The sequence below is a fragment of the Embleya sp. NPDC001921 genome (assembly GCF_053594475.1).
This window is the reverse complement of the sequence record NZ_JBSFEO010000050.1, coordinates 36,118-51,444: the sequence shown is the minus strand read 5'-3', so window position 1 is coordinate 51,444 and position 15,327 is coordinate 36,118. Positions and strand designations below refer to the sequence as shown.

General features: G+C 70.7%; 13 protein-coding genes. 8 read left to right on the top strand and 5 right to left on the bottom strand.

The genetic code is table 11. From position 1 onward, the window contains the following. Positions 1 to 460: 460 nt before the first annotated feature. Both ACWCPW_RS41225 and ACWCPW_RS41220 read left to right on the top strand, forming a co-directional pair. The gene (locus tag ACWCPW_RS41225; protein WP_449766754.1) at positions 461 to 1,309 is read left to right on the top strand and encodes a hypothetical protein; all 849 of its coding nucleotides are present in this window, start codon (positions 461 to 463) and stop codon (positions 1,307 to 1,309) included. 362 nt (positions 1,310 to 1,671) lie between these two features. Further along, the gene (locus ACWCPW_RS41220; protein WP_449766753.1) at positions 1,672 to 1,992 is read left to right on the top strand and encodes a carboxymuconolactone decarboxylase family protein; all 321 of its coding nucleotides are present in this window, start codon (positions 1,672 to 1,674) and stop codon (positions 1,990 to 1,992) included. A gap of 177 nt (positions 1,993 to 2,169) precedes the next feature. Here ACWCPW_RS41220 and ACWCPW_RS41215 read toward each other — a convergent pair whose 3' ends face one another. After that, positions 2,170 to 3,048 (bottom strand): helix-turn-helix domain-containing protein, encoded by an 879-nt coding sequence (locus ACWCPW_RS41215; protein ID WP_449766752.1) that lies wholly within the window; start codon positions 3,046 to 3,048, stop codon positions 2,170 to 2,172. Positions 3,049 to 3,196: 148 nt separating this feature from the next. Here ACWCPW_RS41215 and ACWCPW_RS41210 point away from each other — a divergent pair, with 148 nt between their 5' ends. Beyond that, positions 3,197 to 4,777: an MFS transporter gene (locus ACWCPW_RS41210; RefSeq protein WP_449766751.1), complete on the top strand. Its 1,581-nt coding sequence runs from the start codon at positions 3,197 to 3,199 to the stop codon at positions 4,775 to 4,777. On the opposite strand, the gene ACWCPW_RS41205 is transcribed toward ACWCPW_RS41210, so the two are convergent. Together ACWCPW_RS41205 and ACWCPW_RS41200 are read right to left on the bottom strand one after the other, a co-directional pair. Further along, positions 4,726 to 4,917 carry a hypothetical protein gene (locus ACWCPW_RS41205; RefSeq protein ID WP_449766750.1) on the bottom strand — a complete coding sequence of 64 codons (192 nt, stop codon included), beginning with the start codon at positions 4,915 to 4,917 and terminating at the stop codon, positions 4,726 to 4,728. The two genes, ACWCPW_RS41210 and ACWCPW_RS41205, sit on opposite strands and share 52 nt — an antisense overlap. Positions 4,918 to 5,358: 441 nt before the next feature. Next, positions 5,359 to 7,956, bottom strand: a complete 2,598-nt coding sequence (locus tag ACWCPW_RS41200; RefSeq protein ID WP_449766749.1) for an MXAN_6230/SCO0854 family RING domain-containing protein — start codon at positions 7,954 to 7,956, stop codon at positions 5,359 to 5,361. A gap of 385 nt (positions 7,957 to 8,341) precedes the next feature. Between ACWCPW_RS41200 and ACWCPW_RS41195 the strand changes: the two genes are divergently transcribed. Then, on the top strand, positions 8,342 to 8,761 hold the full coding sequence (locus tag ACWCPW_RS41195) for an effector-associated constant component EACC1 (protein ID WP_449766748.1): 420 nt from the start codon (positions 8,342 to 8,344) through the stop codon (positions 8,759 to 8,761). Continuing rightward, positions 8,748 to 10,478, top strand: a complete 1,731-nt coding sequence (locus tag ACWCPW_RS41190) for a caspase, EACC1-associated type (protein WP_449766747.1) — start codon at positions 8,748 to 8,750, stop codon at positions 10,476 to 10,478. The genes ACWCPW_RS41195 and ACWCPW_RS41190 overlap by 14 nt, the downstream gene beginning before the upstream one ends. Positions 10,479 to 10,744: 266 nt before the next feature. Here ACWCPW_RS41190 and ACWCPW_RS41185 read toward each other — a convergent pair whose 3' ends face one another. Further along, positions 10,745 to 11,338: a DM13 domain-containing protein gene (locus ACWCPW_RS41185; RefSeq protein WP_449766746.1), complete on the bottom strand. Its 594-nt coding sequence runs from the start codon at positions 11,336 to 11,338 to the stop codon at positions 10,745 to 10,747. A gap of 295 nt (positions 11,339 to 11,633) precedes the next feature. On the opposite strand from ACWCPW_RS41185, the gene ACWCPW_RS41180 reads away from it, so the two are divergent. From ACWCPW_RS41180 to ACWCPW_RS41170, 3 genes are all read left to right on the top strand, one after another. Then, complete coding sequence (locus ACWCPW_RS41180; protein ID WP_449766745.1) at positions 11,634 to 11,972, top strand: antibiotic biosynthesis monooxygenase family protein; 339 nt, start codon at positions 11,634 to 11,636, stop codon at positions 11,970 to 11,972. Between the two features lie 271 nt (positions 11,973 to 12,243). After that, positions 12,244 to 12,540: a hypothetical protein gene (locus ACWCPW_RS41175; RefSeq protein WP_449766744.1), complete on the top strand. Its 297-nt coding sequence runs from the start codon at positions 12,244 to 12,246 to the stop codon at positions 12,538 to 12,540. Between the two features lie 387 nt (positions 12,541 to 12,927). Continuing rightward, a complete protein-coding gene (locus ACWCPW_RS41170; protein ID WP_449766743.1) occupies positions 12,928 to 13,524 on the top strand; it encodes a hypothetical protein in 597 nt (198 codons plus the stop codon). A gap of 170 nt (positions 13,525 to 13,694) precedes the next feature. On the opposite strand, the gene ACWCPW_RS41165 is transcribed toward ACWCPW_RS41170, so the two are convergent. Continuing rightward, a complete protein-coding gene (locus ACWCPW_RS41165) occupies positions 13,695 to 15,203 on the bottom strand; it encodes a DUF4246 domain-containing protein (protein WP_449766742.1) in 1,509 nt (502 codons plus the stop codon). Between the last annotated feature and the right edge of the window lie 124 nt (positions 15,204 to 15,327).

The following is a 15,327-nucleotide window of genomic DNA, read 5'->3' as shown; positions in this document are numbered from 1 at the left end:
CAGGATTCGTGACGCGTGACGGGCGGGCACTGGATTCGTGACGCGTGACGGGCGGGCACTGGATTCGTGACGCGTGACGGGCGGGCACTGGATCCGCGACGTGTGACGGGCGGGAGCCGCGACCGCGACCCGCGCTGGTCATGAGGTCGACGCGGCGAATCCGAACAGGGTGCAGTCGCCGACGGTCCACCATCACCACGGTCATGCCGACCGGATCCAAGCGCCCTCAACATGGATCGGGTGCTTCTCCAAGCGGCCGCGTACCGTCGGGGCCCGGCATTGTCGCCCCGGGGTCGCGTGCCGCTTCGTGGGTTCGACGTGGGGATCCGGTGTGGTGGTGTCGGGGCGTTGCGGGGTGCTCCCGTTCGGGCTTGCCGAAGTTGCAGGTCCGGACGGGCGCAAAGGCGTGGGAGGGCAATGCTGTTGGTGTCGGCTGAGGGGGATCCCCATGACACCGGCCTTGGCGCTGCGGCAGCCTGACGGTCCGTCACCTCGGTTGGCGGATGTTCCGGTCGGATACCAACCTTCTTGGGAAGGACGCTTCTTCATGCGTTTTCGCGCCCGCTTCGCTGTTGCCGTCATACCCCTCCTCGTGGTGACCGCCGCGTGCGGCGGGTCGGAGGACGAGAAGGACGACGCGAAGGTGCCCGGCGTCGGCAATACCGCGGACGCGACCGCCGGTGCCTCGGGCGGCGGCTCGGTGAACAGCACTGACCCCTCCGCCGGCACCAAGGGCTACAAGCTCGTCGTTCCTCCGTCGGTCGACGCCTACACGAAGTCGGGCCCGGGAACCACACCCGGCGGGATGGAGGGCGAGGGCCTGGGGGTGGACAAGGCCCAGGCGGTGTCCGGCGTCTACAACGCGCCCGGCACCGACCCCGGCGACTCGACGAAGGTCGGTGGCACGCGGCTGACCTTCGACGGCTTCCACGGCGAGATCGCCGACCCCGCGAAGGCACTCGACAAATACTTGGCCAACGTCGGCAACAAGGGTCTGAAGGGCACGGGCAAGGCGCAAGGGATGGAGATACAGCCCGTCGCAAGTGCCAGGACCGTCAAGCCCGCCGGCTTCGAGGGCGCGCTGATGAGGTGCCAGGACATGAAGGTCACCTCCGGCAAGGGTGACGGGTCCTCGAAAGGCGGTGCGGATTTCTCTTTCCCGGTCTGCGCCTGGTCCGACTACTCCACCCTCGGCGGCGTCAACGTGGTCGGCTTGGCGCAAATGACGATCGGTGGCGACGGCGCCTCGCAGGACGAGGTCGCCGCGTTGACCGCCAAGCTCTACAACACGGCCCGCCAAAAGGCCTGACACGCCCTGGGGAAACCGCCGGGGTGTGCCCCCGGCCCGCGATCATCGCCTGCGTGGATTGCCGTTCGGCCGGAGACACGGTGCGCCTTCCGCGGTGAGGTGGCCACCCTCGTCGGCCTTCGACGCTCGCCGCCGCCGACCCCACCCGTGGGTCACGGTGACCGGAGCCTGTCGGGTCGTTCCGCGGCTGGGAGACCGGCGGCCCGAGAGGGCTCATACCACTTCCGTCCCGGCTTCGCCCGTCGCCGTGTCTTCCCTGAGATGCTCCCGCAGGCCGGCAGGCCTAGGGTCGAAAGGGGGGTAGGTGAGCCTGGCGGCGACAACGGCGCCCGGCAACCACGAGACCCGTGAGGAAACCGATCATGACCACATCGCAGGAAACACCCGTCTTGGACACCCTGGCCGCGATGACCCTCGACTCGCTGGAGCGCTGCGGCTTGGCCCCGGACACACTGATCCTCACCCGCGTTGCCGCGCTCGTCGCCATGGACGCCCCTCCGATGTCCTATCTGGCCCACTTCGAGGCCGGCGCGGAGACCGATCTGACGCCGGAGCAGATACAGGACGTCCTCGTCGCCATCGCGCCGGTCGTCGGCACCGCGCGAGTCATGGCCGCGGCCGGCCACATCGCCGAGGCTCTCGGTATCGAGATCGCCGCCGCCGCGCCGGCGGCCAGGGGATGAGGCACCTTACGTCGACGCCCGACGGGAGTCGACGTGGCGGAGGCCCGGAAGCGGTCCTGGACCGCCGCGGGTCACGCGTCCGCGGTTGATGTCGTGTCGGGAGGCGGCGGCAGGACGTCGTCGTGGGCACGTCCGGCTGATCGAGGCGGGCGTACGGCCGAGGCTGTGGGAGTACCGCTAGCGCGGGCCCGCGGCCGAGGGCGGGGGAGAGGCAGTGTCCCGGTCGTGGACCGCCTTGGCCAGGCGGCGCAGTGCGTGCTCGGACGCGGATCCCGGCTCGGCCGCGAACAGGTCGAGACCGCTGTATTCGAGGTCGCCGGGCAGTGTCACGAGTTCGCCGTACAGCTCCAGGTAGCCGACGACGGCGTGGTGCAGCCGGTAGAACCGGTGGCCCGCGCGCGAGACGGGATGGGACGACCACATCCGTGCGAACTCGGGACTGGCCGCGCGCATCCGCTCGATATGTGCGACGAGGCGCCGGTCGCCCCGGTAGCAGGCGGACAACACCCGCAGGTGCGCGACGTGTTCGACCGCCGTGCGCTCCCAGCCGTCGCCGTGCAGGTCGCGGATGTCCGGCCGGCGGAAGATCAGATCGGAGATGCTGCGCTCGCCTTCGGGCATCGCCGCGAAGTCGCCGAAGAGCGCGGTCGCGACCGGGTTCCACGCCACGACCTCGGTGTGCCGCCCGACCAGGATCGCCGGGGTCGCGTCGAAGGACGCCACCAGGTGCCGTAGGCCCGGGCGCGGCGGGACGGCGGTCTCGGGACACGTGCGGGCGTCCGGCCGGGCGAGTTGGTTCAGGTACGTCCGCTCGTCCTCGTCCAGGCGCAGCGCCCTTCCGATCGCGGCCAGTACCTCCGCCGAGACGCCGTCGGACCTGCCCTGTTCGAGCCGCGTGTAGTGCGCGACGCTGACGCCGGCGAGACCCGCCAGTTCCTCGCGGCGCAGGCCCGCGACGCGGCGGCGGCCGCCGTACGCCCGCAGTCCGACCTCCTCCGGGCTCAGGCGGGCGCGGCGGGACTTCAGGAACTCGCTCAGTTCGACACGTGTGTCCACACCGCGACGATAGTCGGGGACGGCGCGAGGGTGATCACGCGGTGCGTAGGCAACGCCGGGACCTGGGTAACGCGCGGCGACCCGCCCAGGCTGGGGAGCGACCCAGCCGCTCGCCTCACTCCCGAGGCCTGTTCCGGAGGTCGGCCTCATGCCGTCGCCTGCCAACCTCATACGCCCCGCCAATATCGCACGCCCCGCCTGGACACTGGCCCTCCTGGCCCTCGCGGGCCTCGTCACCGCACTGGACTTCACGATCGTGTACGTCGCGCTGCCCGAGATCGCCGCCGACGTCGGCTTCTCCGACCACGGGCTGCAGTGGGTCGTCAGCTCGTACGCCGTCGTGTACGGCGGACTCCTGCTGCTCGGCGGCCGGCTCGCGGATCTGCTCGGCAGACGCCGCATGTTCGTGCTCGGCATGGCGCTGTACGGCGCCGGCTCCCTCCTGGGCGGCCTCGCCACCGCGCCGGGCGCGTTGATCGGCGCGCGGGCCGTGCAGGGTGTGGGTGGCGCGGTCCTGTTTCCCGCGACGCTGTCGCTCGTCAACACGCTGTTCGCGGAGGGGCGTTCGCGGACCCGGGCGCTGACCGTGTGGGCGGTGTCGGGAGCGGGCGGGCTGAGCCTGGGGGCGCTGCTCGGCGGTGTACTGACAAGTGCGTTCGGCTGGCAGGCGGTGTTCTACGTCAATGTGCCGCTGGTCGTGGTCGCCGGACTGGCCGCGTTCGCGCTGCTGCCCGCAGACGCGGGGTGGCGCGGCGGGCGCGAGGGGCACGAGGGGTGTGAGGGGTGTGAGGGACAGAACGGATGTATGGAGCACGACGGGTGCGAAGGGTGCGAGGGGCAGGGTGGACGCGGGGAGCATGGCGGGCGCGACGGCGCGGGTGCGGCGCGGCCCGGCTTCGACTTCCCGGGCGCGCTGACCGGCACGGTCGGGCTCACGCTGCTGGTGTTCGCGATCGCGCAGGGACCGGAGTGGGGGTGGACGGATCCGCGGGTGCCGGGCGCGGTGGGACTGGCACTGCTGCTGCTCGCGGGATTCGCCATGGTGGAGTCGCGGACGGCCGATCCGCTGCTGCCGCTGCGTTTGTTCACGCACCGTGGCCTGACGGCCGCGACCGGGGTGATCCTGGTGTTCGGACTGACCCTGCAGGCCGTGCCGTTCTTCCTGACGTTGTGGTTCCAGGACGAGATGGGCTTTTCGGCGCTGCGCACGGGGGTCGCGTTCCTGGGCCCGACGTTGTCGATCACGGTGGGCAATCTCGCGGGCGAGCGCCTCGCGGGGCGCCTGGGCGTGCGTCGGACGCTGATGGTCGGTTTCGCGGTCGCCGCGCTGGGGGCCGCGGTGCTGGCGGCGGGGATGACGGACGACTCGTCGTACACCCGACTGCTGCCCGGCATCGTCGCCTTCGGGCTGGGCACCGGCATCGTGTTCACCACGATGTGGGTCGCCGCGGCGTCGGGCGTCGCGGACGCCGAGCAGGGCGCAGCCTCCGGACTGGCGTCCACCGCACTCCAGTTCGGCTCCGGGGCCGGCCTGGCGGTGCTGGTCTCGGTGGGCGGGATCCGGGCCGCCGTGGCGATGGTCGCGGTGGGCGCCCTCATCGGTCTCCCGGCCGCGCTGGCTCTTCCGAAGGCCATGCGGCGTCCCGCCGACCCGGCCGGGCCTGCCGATTCGATCGGTCAGTCGTCTTCGTCCTCGGCGCGGTCACCCTCGGCCTGCGAGGTCTCGTAGGCGTGGGCGGTCTGCTCCGATGTGCAGTCTTCGTCGGACGGGCGCATGTCGCTCTCCCGAACCACCACGCGCGGGGGCGAGTGCATTCCGTGGTGGTCGTCGTGGAGCGGGTGCCCGCCGCGCACCTTGGTGTCAGGCATGGAAACCTCCTGCGGCCCACCCGCACCCGGCGGCGCCGGGTGCGGTGCCGCTGCGTCTCCAGTGTCCCTCTTCCGCGGCTCGCCCGCCCCGTGCGCGGGCCGTACCCGGTCGGGCGCGCCCCGTGCGCGGGCAGTAGCCGGCTGCCACGCCCTTTGGCCACCTTCGTTCTCGTCCCGGCATGTGCCACGGCGGACGGACGTTCGAGCCGCTCGCCAGGCGGTTGCGTGAGCACGGGCATCGGGCGTACCCGGTGACCCTGACCGGGCTCGGCGTGCGTGCGTGCTCATCCGCTCACCTCGACCGTCAACCTGGAGACGCGCATCCAGGACGTGGTCAACACGCTGCCGGACGAGCAGAACGAGGACGCCGTACTGGTCGCGCACCTCCGGCAAAGCCCCGCGAACCCGCATCCGCCCTCCGAGGCAGGGCGGTTCGGCGATCTACTCCGCCGGAGCGAAGGCCGAGGTCAGGTCCGGGGCCGACCAGCGGAGCACGTCGTCGGGAGCGCTGTCGGAGGGCCCCGGGTAGAGCCGGTACAAGGTGCCCGTGCCGGCGAGCGGGACGTCGCCGTGGACCAGGGCCACGAACGCGCGGCCGGCGAGGTCCTCGGCCGGATCGAAGTGGGCCGCGGTACCGCCGACACCTTCGCGCACGCGGGCCGCGAAGGTGTCGACGCTCTCGTCGACACCCCGGCGGTACTCGGCGACCTCCTCGGCGCGCCCGCCGCGGATCAGCACCCGGTCGGTGGTCGCGGCGGCGATGATCCGGGCCAGGTCACCGAGCGTGGCCCGGCCCCCGGGAGCGAAGTGGATGCGCAGATCGCGGGCCAGTTCGGCGAGCCGGTCGGTGTGCCGGAAGACGTCGTGCAGGCCGTCCTCGCCGGACAGGTTCAGGTCGGTCCACTGCGCGGTGCGAGCGGCCAGGTCGACGGTCATCGGGACGCAGATCCGCGCGTCGCCCGCCAGATCGAAACGCTGCCGGACCGCACTCGGATCGAACGTGCGCCCGGCGGCCACCGCGTCCAGGTCCTGGAAACCGGCGAACGCGTCGAGCAGGTCGTCGAAGGCGACGTCGTTGTAGCTGAAGACGACCACGACGGCGTACCGCACGTCCTGCGCGGCGAGCTTGGCGATGTCCAGATCGACGAACTCGCTCGCGCCGTGCGGTGCGGGCGCCGAGGTGAAGTCGCCCGAGTGCACCACCGCGCGGTCCGGGCCGTAGACCAGGTTCGTGTAGTCGCACAGGCCGCGGAACTCCCAGTTCGCGTCGTACAGCGCGACCGAAAGATCCAGGTCGACCCGCTGATCCGCGGCCTGCATCCAGTGCAGGAACAGCCGGATCCGACCACCACCCGGCATCGGCTGCGTGCTCCCGCGCGGGATCGCCACCAGGGCCTTCGCGGTGGAGCGTTCGGCGAACGGCGCGATCAGGTCGTCCAGGCCGGCGTCCAGGAACGCGACGTCGTGGCGCGGCAACTCCCGTGCCCGCCGGATCAGTTCATGCTCGATCAGGGCACACACCGGCGTACTCAGCGCGGCCGGGACCGGCTCGCCCGCGTCGTCGCGTGCGTACGCTCCCGCGACGCTGCCGCGCGGGAACCACACCCGCCGCTCACCCGCTGTGCGTTCGGCCCGCAGCCGACCCCACGCGCCCAGCAGCGGACCGGGGCCGACCCGGCGCAGCACGCCCGGCAGCGCGGCGACGAGCCCTGCGGGCAGCGTGGGTTCGACACCTGCCCGGACCCGCAGCAGGTGGTGCAGGCGGCGCACCAACTCGCCGGGACGCCGGACCAGCAGCGCGGCCGCGCCGGCCGCGTCCCCGGCCGCGAGCAGCGTCTCTACCCGGGAAGCGAAGCCGCGCACCACGATCCGGTTCGCCGGCACCGTCACCGCGTCGCCGTGCGCGTCGGCGGCGACCAGCAACGCGGGGCCGGCCCGATGGGTCGCCGAGTCGGTCCCGCGCAGCGCCGCGAACGCGAGCGCGGCGTTCGGGTACGCGCCGATGTAGTCGAAGGGGTGCAGCAGTTCACCCGCGCGCAGCCACGCCTCGCGGTGCCGGCGCAGGTCCTCGTGCACGTGCTCGAGCGGCAGTGCGTCCAGTACCGCGAGCAGTGTCCGGCGCACGCGACGCGGCACCGTCCGCAACCGTGGTGCGGTGACCAGGTCGGGATGGGCACCGGACCAGGCCCACAACACACGGAGGACATCGGTCGCGGTGTCCAACCGGTCCGCCGGCAGGTGGTCGGGCAGCAGGCCGGCGAGCACGACTGCCTTGCTTTCGCGAACCGGGATCTCCGTGGGCAACCACCGCCCCGCGTCGGCCGGGGCGTGCGCGGCGAGCAGGGCCAGATCGTCCCGGTCCTGCGGCCCGGGCGGCGTGCGCCGGGCGAGCAGGCCCAGCAGTTCGCCGAGCGCGTCCGCGTTCCGGTCGACACCCAGGCGAAGCGGTGCGAGGGTGCCGCCGATCGGGACGAGAATGTCCGCGGTCCGACTGCCCGCAGCCGTCAGGTGCGGCCGGCGTACGCGTATCGGCTCGGCGCACACCGGACACGCGCGCAACCCCTCGACCGGTGCGCACGTCGAGCACAACAGGTGTGCGCAGGGCGCGAGCGCGCCGATGTCACCGGTCCGACCGCAGATCGCGCAGGGCTGGTTCGGCTGGTTGAGCAGGAACGCCCGGATCCGGGTCGAGTAGCGCGCCTGCGCGTAGTTCGGCACCTGCGCCGGGAAGCCGGCGAACAGCGGACGGTGCCGGCGATCGTTGCCCAACCGGGCATCCAGCCGCGCCAGCAGCCGCATCCCGTGCGTCGCCAGATCCACCGGTCGCAATCCGCCCAGCGCGGTCCGCAACGGCGCGCTCAGCACGTAGCCGCGCTGCACCAGGTCCGCTTCCAGCGCGGCGATCCCGCGGGTGTTCACACCGGCCTGATCCGGCCCGACCCGCTTCGCGTCGACGTACACCCGCGCCAGACGTCGTACCAGGAGGCCGTCGAGATCGTCGGCCGCAGTACTGGTATCGACTCGAACGATGCTGCGCACGCCACCACTCATGTACCGGTTACTCCCGACGAAAGACGAAGCGGGGGCGGAGAGTGGGCGCGCTGTCGATTGTCGGAGTGAGAAGGAAGCACGCCGCGGAGCCGCCCCCGCACGCCGACCCTAACGCCATCCTCCGGGGTCGGTCGAAGGATTTTCGGTCCGGGTCGAGGGAGGGTGGTGCGAGACCCGGACCGAGCCGTTGCGGGCTCTCGGAGTCCGGAACCGCAGTCTGTCGCAGGCGAGTTCGGGAACGTCGCGGTACCGGCGAACGCATCGACAAGTGATTCGTCGGTAAAGGCTCCGGTGTCTCCCGTGCCGTGCGTAGCATGGTCGGACCACGTCGGGCGGTACGGGAGAGGCGGTCGGGGGCGCTGTGGAGATCCGGATGCGCGTAGTGGACACCGGCACCGACATCGACGCCGAGGAAGCGGTCCGCCTCACCGAGGGCCTGGCCGCGTGGCTCACCGAGGACCGTGACGTCGCGTTGTACGCCCGGGTGGAGCGCATCCGTACACCGCCACCGGAAGGGGGAATGTCCGGTGGTGCCATCGAGTGGATCGGCCTGGCCACCACCGCCGGCTTCTCCGCGGCGAGCCTGGCCTACGCGCACATGTCCTACCGGCTGGCTCTGCCGCGCAGCCGTCGGAGCGTACCGATCGTGATCACCCGAGACGACCTTCGGATCGTCGTCGAGGACGGGTCGGCGGAGACCGCCGCGCGCATCATCCAGGCGCTGAGCGACGCCCCCGATCCGGCCGTCGACGACCCTCCGGCGACAGAGGACGGGGACGGTGGCCGTCCCTGACCCGTCCGCCGTCAGGGCCGTGCTGATCGGCATCGAAGGCTACCGTCGTCTCCCCCCGCTTCCATCGGTCGGCCCGGCCGTCCGCCGGATCGCTGAACTCCTCCGCGAACCAACGGTGCTGGGCCTGCCGGCCGAACACGTCACGGTCCTGGGCGCGGCGGCCACGGGCACCGAGGTGCTCGCCCGCGTGCGGGACGCGGCCGCCGCCGACCCCGAGTTGCTGCTCGTCCTGTTCGCCGGCCACGGTCTGCGGGACCACGAAGGGCGCCAATTGTTCCTGGCGTTGCGCGACGCCGACGACGAACACCCCGCAATCGGCAGCATTCCCTATCCGGTCCTGCGTGATGTGCTCCGTCGGGCCGGCTACCGGGTTCGACGCACCATCGTGATCCTCGACTGCTGCTACAGCGGTCTGGCCGGCGAGATGGGGGCGTCGCAGGTCACCCCGGGAGAACTGTCCCGGATGGTGCGGGCCGGTGCGGCCGTCGCCGACGATTCCACCGAACGCGACCTCGGCATCTACCTGCTCACCTCCGCACCCGCCCACGGACGCTCCCTGGCCCCGAGCCACGCGCGCTACCCGGAGTTCGGCGGCGAATTGATCGACATCCTCGAACACGGCATCCCCGGGGCGGGCCCCACGCTGACCCCGGACGCGGTATGGCGCGTGATCCGGGCCCGGTCGGCCGCGCGGAACAGTCCGCTGCCCCAACAGTTCGGGCGCAACGCGGCGGCCCACCAAGAGTGGCTGTACAACCGCGCCGGTCTCGCGCCACTACCCGCCTCGGCGATCCCAGGTGCCGCAACCGCCCCGCCGGGCACGGCTTCACGGGCCGTCGAACCCGGACCGGTTCCGGCTCCGGTTCCCGTCCCGGTTTCCGCTCCGGTTCCCGTCCCGGGCCGGCTCGAGGCACCGGGCCCGCCGGTCGAAGGGCCCCCACGAGTGCCCGGCCGCCGATCGCGGCATCGGGTGCTCGTCGTCGCGGCTGTCGCGCTGACCGGCGTCGTCGCCGTCCTCGTGGCTGCGCCGCACTGGTACGGTCGCTCGACCGAAGACCACGCCCGCCGTTCGCCGAGCCCATCCGCACGCACGTCGGCCACGCAGGGCGGTGGTGGATCCGCCACGGCGAACAGCGCGTCCGCCGGCGCGACTTCGCCGGGCAGGCGAGTCCTCGGCCGCTACGAGGCGCGTGCGCCGGGGCCGAACTGCGCACAGGACGGCGCCCGGTGGACGGTGCCGGAGGGATCGGTCGGTTGTACCTCGACCGGCGCCACGTACACCTGGGACGCCGGCCACAAGTCCCCGTACGCCTCGCTCTCCCTTCCCGGGTACACGTTGCCGAATGAGTATCAGGTCACCCTGCAGGCCTCCCGGCTCAACCCGACCACCTGTGTCGCCGTGGTGGTCAAGGACAACATCGGGATGGGCGCTTGCGCCACGGGCGACTGCTACATCACCCGCTCCGGCAGCACCGCGGTCAGCCTCGCCTCCCGCAAATTCGCCCATCCGGCCACCCTCGTCGATCTCGTGGTGCGCGTGGACGGCAACGCGTTGACCCTCACCGTGTCCAGCAACAACGACGGCGACTCGATCACGCTCGACGCCCGGGACCCGGGCCGGAACGCGACCGCGGACATCCGCGTGGGCGTACACACGATCAACTCGGCCGCTCCGTACGCGTTGATCACCGACTTCCGTATCGATGCCCTCGGCTGACCCGCCACGACGTCCCGGCCGAACCGGTCGGGTGCCGAGGGCGTTCGGCTCGGGGTCACGAGTGGGTACGGATGGCGCCGGCCCGGGACAACTCACCGTGCGCACCGCGTCCGCGGGTGAACGCGAACGTACTCCGTGCGTCCTCCCCACGTCGCCGCGCCTGCGTCAGGCGCCCGTCAGCCGCACTGCGTGATCGACGTCCTCGGCGCTCACCTCGCCGCGCCGGGTGCGATGGAACCGCCGGCGGGTGCTCGCCGAGGCCTCGGTCACGCCGTCGGGGTCAGCGCCGCCGCTCCGAAGGAGACGTCGAACCGATCGCACCAGATGGAGACGCTCGTGTAGCGGGCCAGGTCGAGGTCGGCGGGCAGGGTGTAGTTCTGGTTGCCTTTGTTGCCCTTGAGCTCGCCGAGGTTCACATGGGCGCCGTCGTCGAACACCCGCCAGCCGTCCTTGCCCGGCTTGACCGGTGCATCGGTCAGCCACACCCGCAGGGCCGGTCCGTTGCTGGTGTCGAGATCCTCCAGACGCAGAATGCGCGAGCCGTCGGCGAGACGCACGATCCGCACGCTGCCCGATGTGGCGTGCTCGTGGCTGATGAACTCACCGGCGGCGAGCGCACCCGGCCCGGCGGGGGCAGCGGGGGTGACCGGAGTCGAACCGGTCGACCCGGCCGAGGCCGCCGGCGGCCCGACCTGAACGGGCGGCGCCGCCGCGACCGGCGGCAGCGCCTCGTCGACGGTGTCGTCCACCCACAACTTCCACGGCTGGAACCAGTACAACCCGAACCCGACCGCGACCGCTCCCGCGACCAACAGCCCCGACACCCACGGCTTGGCCAATACCCGCAACACTCGCGTCATGGCTGATCCCTCGACCTTCGAAGTCCGACTGCGACACCGAACAGTCAAGCGGAGAAACCGACTCCGACGGAGCCCTGCACACCTTTCCGAACTCTTACGAAGCCCACCTGCCATGCGGCACCTTCCGTCGACCGAGTCTTCCGCCCCGGCACTTGCGGCCGTCCTGCAACTCGGCACAGCCTTGGTCTTGGCGAGCACGTGTACCCTGCTGCCGGCAACGTGCGGACCGTCGCGAGTCGGGAGAGTCGTCATCATCGAAAATCCGGGAAGCGGTTGGCCCGTGCCACCGTATTACGTGGCAATTCTCAGTACGGTCCTGTCCGGAGAGGACCCGGAGAATTACGCGCGATTCGAAGCGAGGATGCTCGAACTCGCGGAGAAGCAGCCGGGCTACCTGGGACGGGAGTCGTCCCGCACCGCCGACGGCCGCGACGTGACCCACGTGTACTACGCCGACGAGCAGTCGCTGAAGGCCTGGCGTGACAACGCCGAGCACCGAGAGGCCCAGCGTTTGGGACGGGAGCGCTGGTACGCCTCCTACGAGGTGCGTATCGCCCGGGTGGAGCGCAGTTACCGGTTCGAGGCCCCCGGCACCGTGACGCGGCCCGCGAGCGCGTCCGGTGAGGAGGCGTAGACGAAGACGGAGGCGGATCGACCGGGCGGCAGGCGACCGACTCATCGGCTGCGACGGCGCACCCGTCTGCTGTGGATCGACGGCGCGGGGCACGGTCGATGCCGGTGCGGTATTTCCGGCCACTTCGGGGTCGCTGTACTGATTCGCGCCAAACCTCACCCATGTATCCATACGGCTGCAGAGCGATGGGCGGAGTGCCTAGAGTGAAGGTGCTTGACGCCGTATCGGTTGTTTCGTACCGAGACGCACCCATCGAGCCGGGGGGCTTGCGATGAGGGACAACGGTAGGTCGGCGCAGGGGTCGGAACCATTCCAGGGGCCGCCGGCCCGGGCGATCCGACGCGACGACGGTTCGTACGATGTGGGCCGGGCCGACCCGGTCGCCGACACCCACACCCACACCCTGGCCCGCCCGGCCGAGGACGGCGGCGAGTGCATCGAGCGGCGCACGGACGTCGCGTCGCCGACCCTGCCGGAGAACGTCGACGCCAAGGACGCGGCGCGATACGCGGTCCTGGCCACCGCCCGGGGCCGCCTCGGGGCGGCGGTGGGGGACCCGGACGGCTGAGGGCGACCGCCCCGGGCGGCCATCCGCCCCGCGGCTCGGACCGCGGCGACGAACCGGATCCTCACCACGAGGAGAAGCTCGAACACACGCGGCCGGTGTAGACCCCAGCGCCCGTTCCTCCTCCCATCCCGTTCCCATCCCGTTCCCATCCCGCTCTCATCCCGCGACACGGCCGCGGGCGGCACCGACGCCGTCCACGACCAACTCGGTTCCGATGGTGGTTCCGACGACTCGACGGAACACGTGAACCGTTCCCGATCGGCGTCGCGGCCTCGCATCGGAACCCGCACACACCGGAACTCCGGCTGTCGCCGCGACAGCGGATCGGGCACATGCAGACGCGGCCGCGCCACCGTGACCGCAATTCGCCGAACGAGAGGTGAGGACATGTACGCCTACCACCTGATCTACGACATCCCCGCCACCAACCCCAGGCAGTTCCGGGCCCTGGTCGCCTGGAAGAACGTGTACGGGTCCCGCTTCGGCGGCAACCCCACCCAGCCCAGCGTCCTGAACGGGTGTGGGCAACTCGTCATCCCCGGAGGCTCCGTCACCGCCGCCGACGTGATCACCGCCGGCCGGATGGAGTTCTTCGAGGAGACCGGCATCGACCTCAGGCAGGACGCCGTGCGTCAACAGATGAAGACCGTCGGCAACGCCTGGTCGCGCGTGCTGGACCGGCAGAACGACGCGCACTGCGTCTACCAGGAGGTCCAGGACGCCGAGTTCGTCGAGAGGGCCTGCAGCGCCAACATCCAGGGGCAGATCCCCCTGGACGAGGAACTCCATGCCGTGCAGGCCTATGACGCCTCCGTCGTCGGCCAACTCTTCGGCGCCGTTCCCTCGGGCGACCTCACCACCGGGTGGCGGGGCATCCAGTACAACAACCTCGACACCAACAGCCAGGCGGTGGCCAGGAGGAAGTCCCAAGCTCCGGGAGACTGGTACGTGACGGCGGTCCAGGGCCTGCAATTCGCACCCTAGCGCCGGCCGGGTCCGCTTTGGGCGGGTAGGTGGTGGTCGAACGGTCGGAGTCCCGGCCGACGGCGTTTCTCTCGCAGTGCCGCCGTTCGTCGGCGTCCACCTCCTCGCCCCTCACCGTCGTCCAGCCGGCCACACGTTCCTGAACCTGCGCGCATTCAGGACGGGAAGGTTCAGTGCTCGCAGAGGGAGAATTCTCGTTCGTACATCTGCTCGTTGTGTTCGTCGACGAAGAACTTGCGTTCCCGCATGAGTTGTTCGCGGTAGGTCTTGGCCTGTGCAAGCGTCATGGTCGAGGTGTCGGACCATGGTTGTTGCGGTGGCACATCGGACGTCGAGACGATTCTTTCCGACGGGTCGACCAGGAAGAACGCGAGAATTTTGCGATGCCCCGGGCGGGTGGGGTCCACGAGGCGGAATGAGCCGACGCGGTGTTGCAGGATGTTGGGGAACGCCAGGCAGCGGCCCGCCGGGGTCGACGTCGATCCCAGCATCTGGTTCAGCGCGTCTTCGTCCTCCAGGCCGTAGACGTCACGCAGACCGTTGTCGTCGTTTTGTTCGTAGGACGGGTTGTCGAGTGCCGCCCGGAAACTCAGCGTGCTTTCGGTGATGTTCTCGCTGTCCCAGTAGTAGATGCCGGTCGAGACGATCCGCTCGTTCATCATCCCCTCGACGTGCCAGGAACCACCTGGGTACTCGGGCTTGTCCGGGGTGAGATGAATGGTGGCGAGCTTGACGATGACCTGGAGACGGTGGCCGCGCAGGTCGACTCGGGCGGTTTCGTCGGGCAGTTCGGGCGTGGTGAAGGTCGGGGCGTCCGGGACGACCGGACGGCGGTTTTCCCACCAGTCCTCCTGGGCCTCTTCCCATGCACCGAGGGCTTCTTCGTAGGCCGCGTCATCACTGTAGGAGGACTCGTCCGGGTGCTCCGGTTCCGAGTCGTACCACCCGTAAGGATCGGCCTCGATCCGCAGGGGCCGCGGCTGACGCAGATCGGTGAGCACGTTCTCCAGCAGCGGGCGCAAGCGCGCGAACAAGTCCGGCAGGACGGACGCCAGTTCGCGATGGGTCTCGGGATGGACGTTGTTGACGTACGAACGGAAGGCGACATCGCCGTCGTCACTGACGTCGACGTCCGTGGGCAGCCACTGGAACTTCTCCGAGAATTCGTACCTCGAGTAGCGGTCCGTCGGGTTCTGCCAAGCCCGCTCGGGTGCACCGCTGACCTCTCTCACCAGGCAGAACAGCGAGGGATGGACCAGATCCAGTACCTGGCCGTCGGATCCGGGATGCCAGTCCAGTTCCGCTTCGGGGACCTGTTCCAGAACCCGAACCGCCTCGCGCAGCCGGGATCCGAGCTCGTCGTCGATCAGTGTGTCCGACTGCCACACCCCGTCGACGGCTGACACCTCGACGCCGGTTCCTCCGTCCCGCAGCGCGGCGTAGTGCAGGAGTTCGGCAAGCACGTAACGAACCTGCGCTTCGGTGAGGCCCTGGGCGACCGCTTCCCGCGTCCACCTGGCGACGATGTCGGCATCGTTCATCTTGTCGAACCACCCCGGCTTCGCCCGGATGTGTGAGCTGCACTGCATCATCTGAAGTTCCCGCAGTGTTCGGGGAGTTGCGAACGCCTTGGCACGGGAAGCATGGAAGGGCAGCGGGAATGCAGACAGGCCAGTCAACGCTCTTGGTCCTCCGAGTCGGTGTGCGGTGGCGGGAAGGATACTTCAGCAGACCGACACCGCAACGCTGCTCCCTGTCACCCCTGGCCCCGGAGCCAGGACTTGGGGTGGCCCGCGTACCCGA

What these genes read in the sequence shown, in the direction of transcription:
- ACWCPW_RS41220 (WP_449766753.1), top strand. Translation starts at nt 1,672, where the DNA reads ATGACCACATCGCAGGAAACACCCGTCTTGGACACCCTGGCCGCGATG.
- ACWCPW_RS41210 (WP_449766751.1), top strand. Translation starts at nt 3,197, where the DNA reads ATGCCGTCGCCTGCCAACCTCATACGCCCCGCCAATATCGCACGCCCC.
- ACWCPW_RS41205 (WP_449766750.1), bottom strand. Translation starts at nt 4,917, where the DNA reads ATGCCTGACACCAAGGTGCGCGGCGGGCACCCGCTCCACGACGACCAC.
- ACWCPW_RS41195 (WP_449766748.1), top strand. Translation starts at nt 8,342, where the DNA reads ATGCGCGTAGTGGACACCGGCACCGACATCGACGCCGAGGAAGCGGTC.
- ACWCPW_RS41185 (WP_449766746.1), bottom strand. Translation starts at nt 11,338, where the DNA reads ATGACGCGAGTGTTGCGGGTATTGGCCAAGCCGTGGGTGTCGGGGCTG.
- ACWCPW_RS41175 (WP_449766744.1), top strand. Translation starts at nt 12,244, where the DNA reads ATGAGGGACAACGGTAGGTCGGCGCAGGGGTCGGAACCATTCCAGGGG.
- ACWCPW_RS41170 (WP_449766743.1), top strand. Translation starts at nt 12,928, where the DNA reads ATGTACGCCTACCACCTGATCTACGACATCCCCGCCACCAACCCCAGG.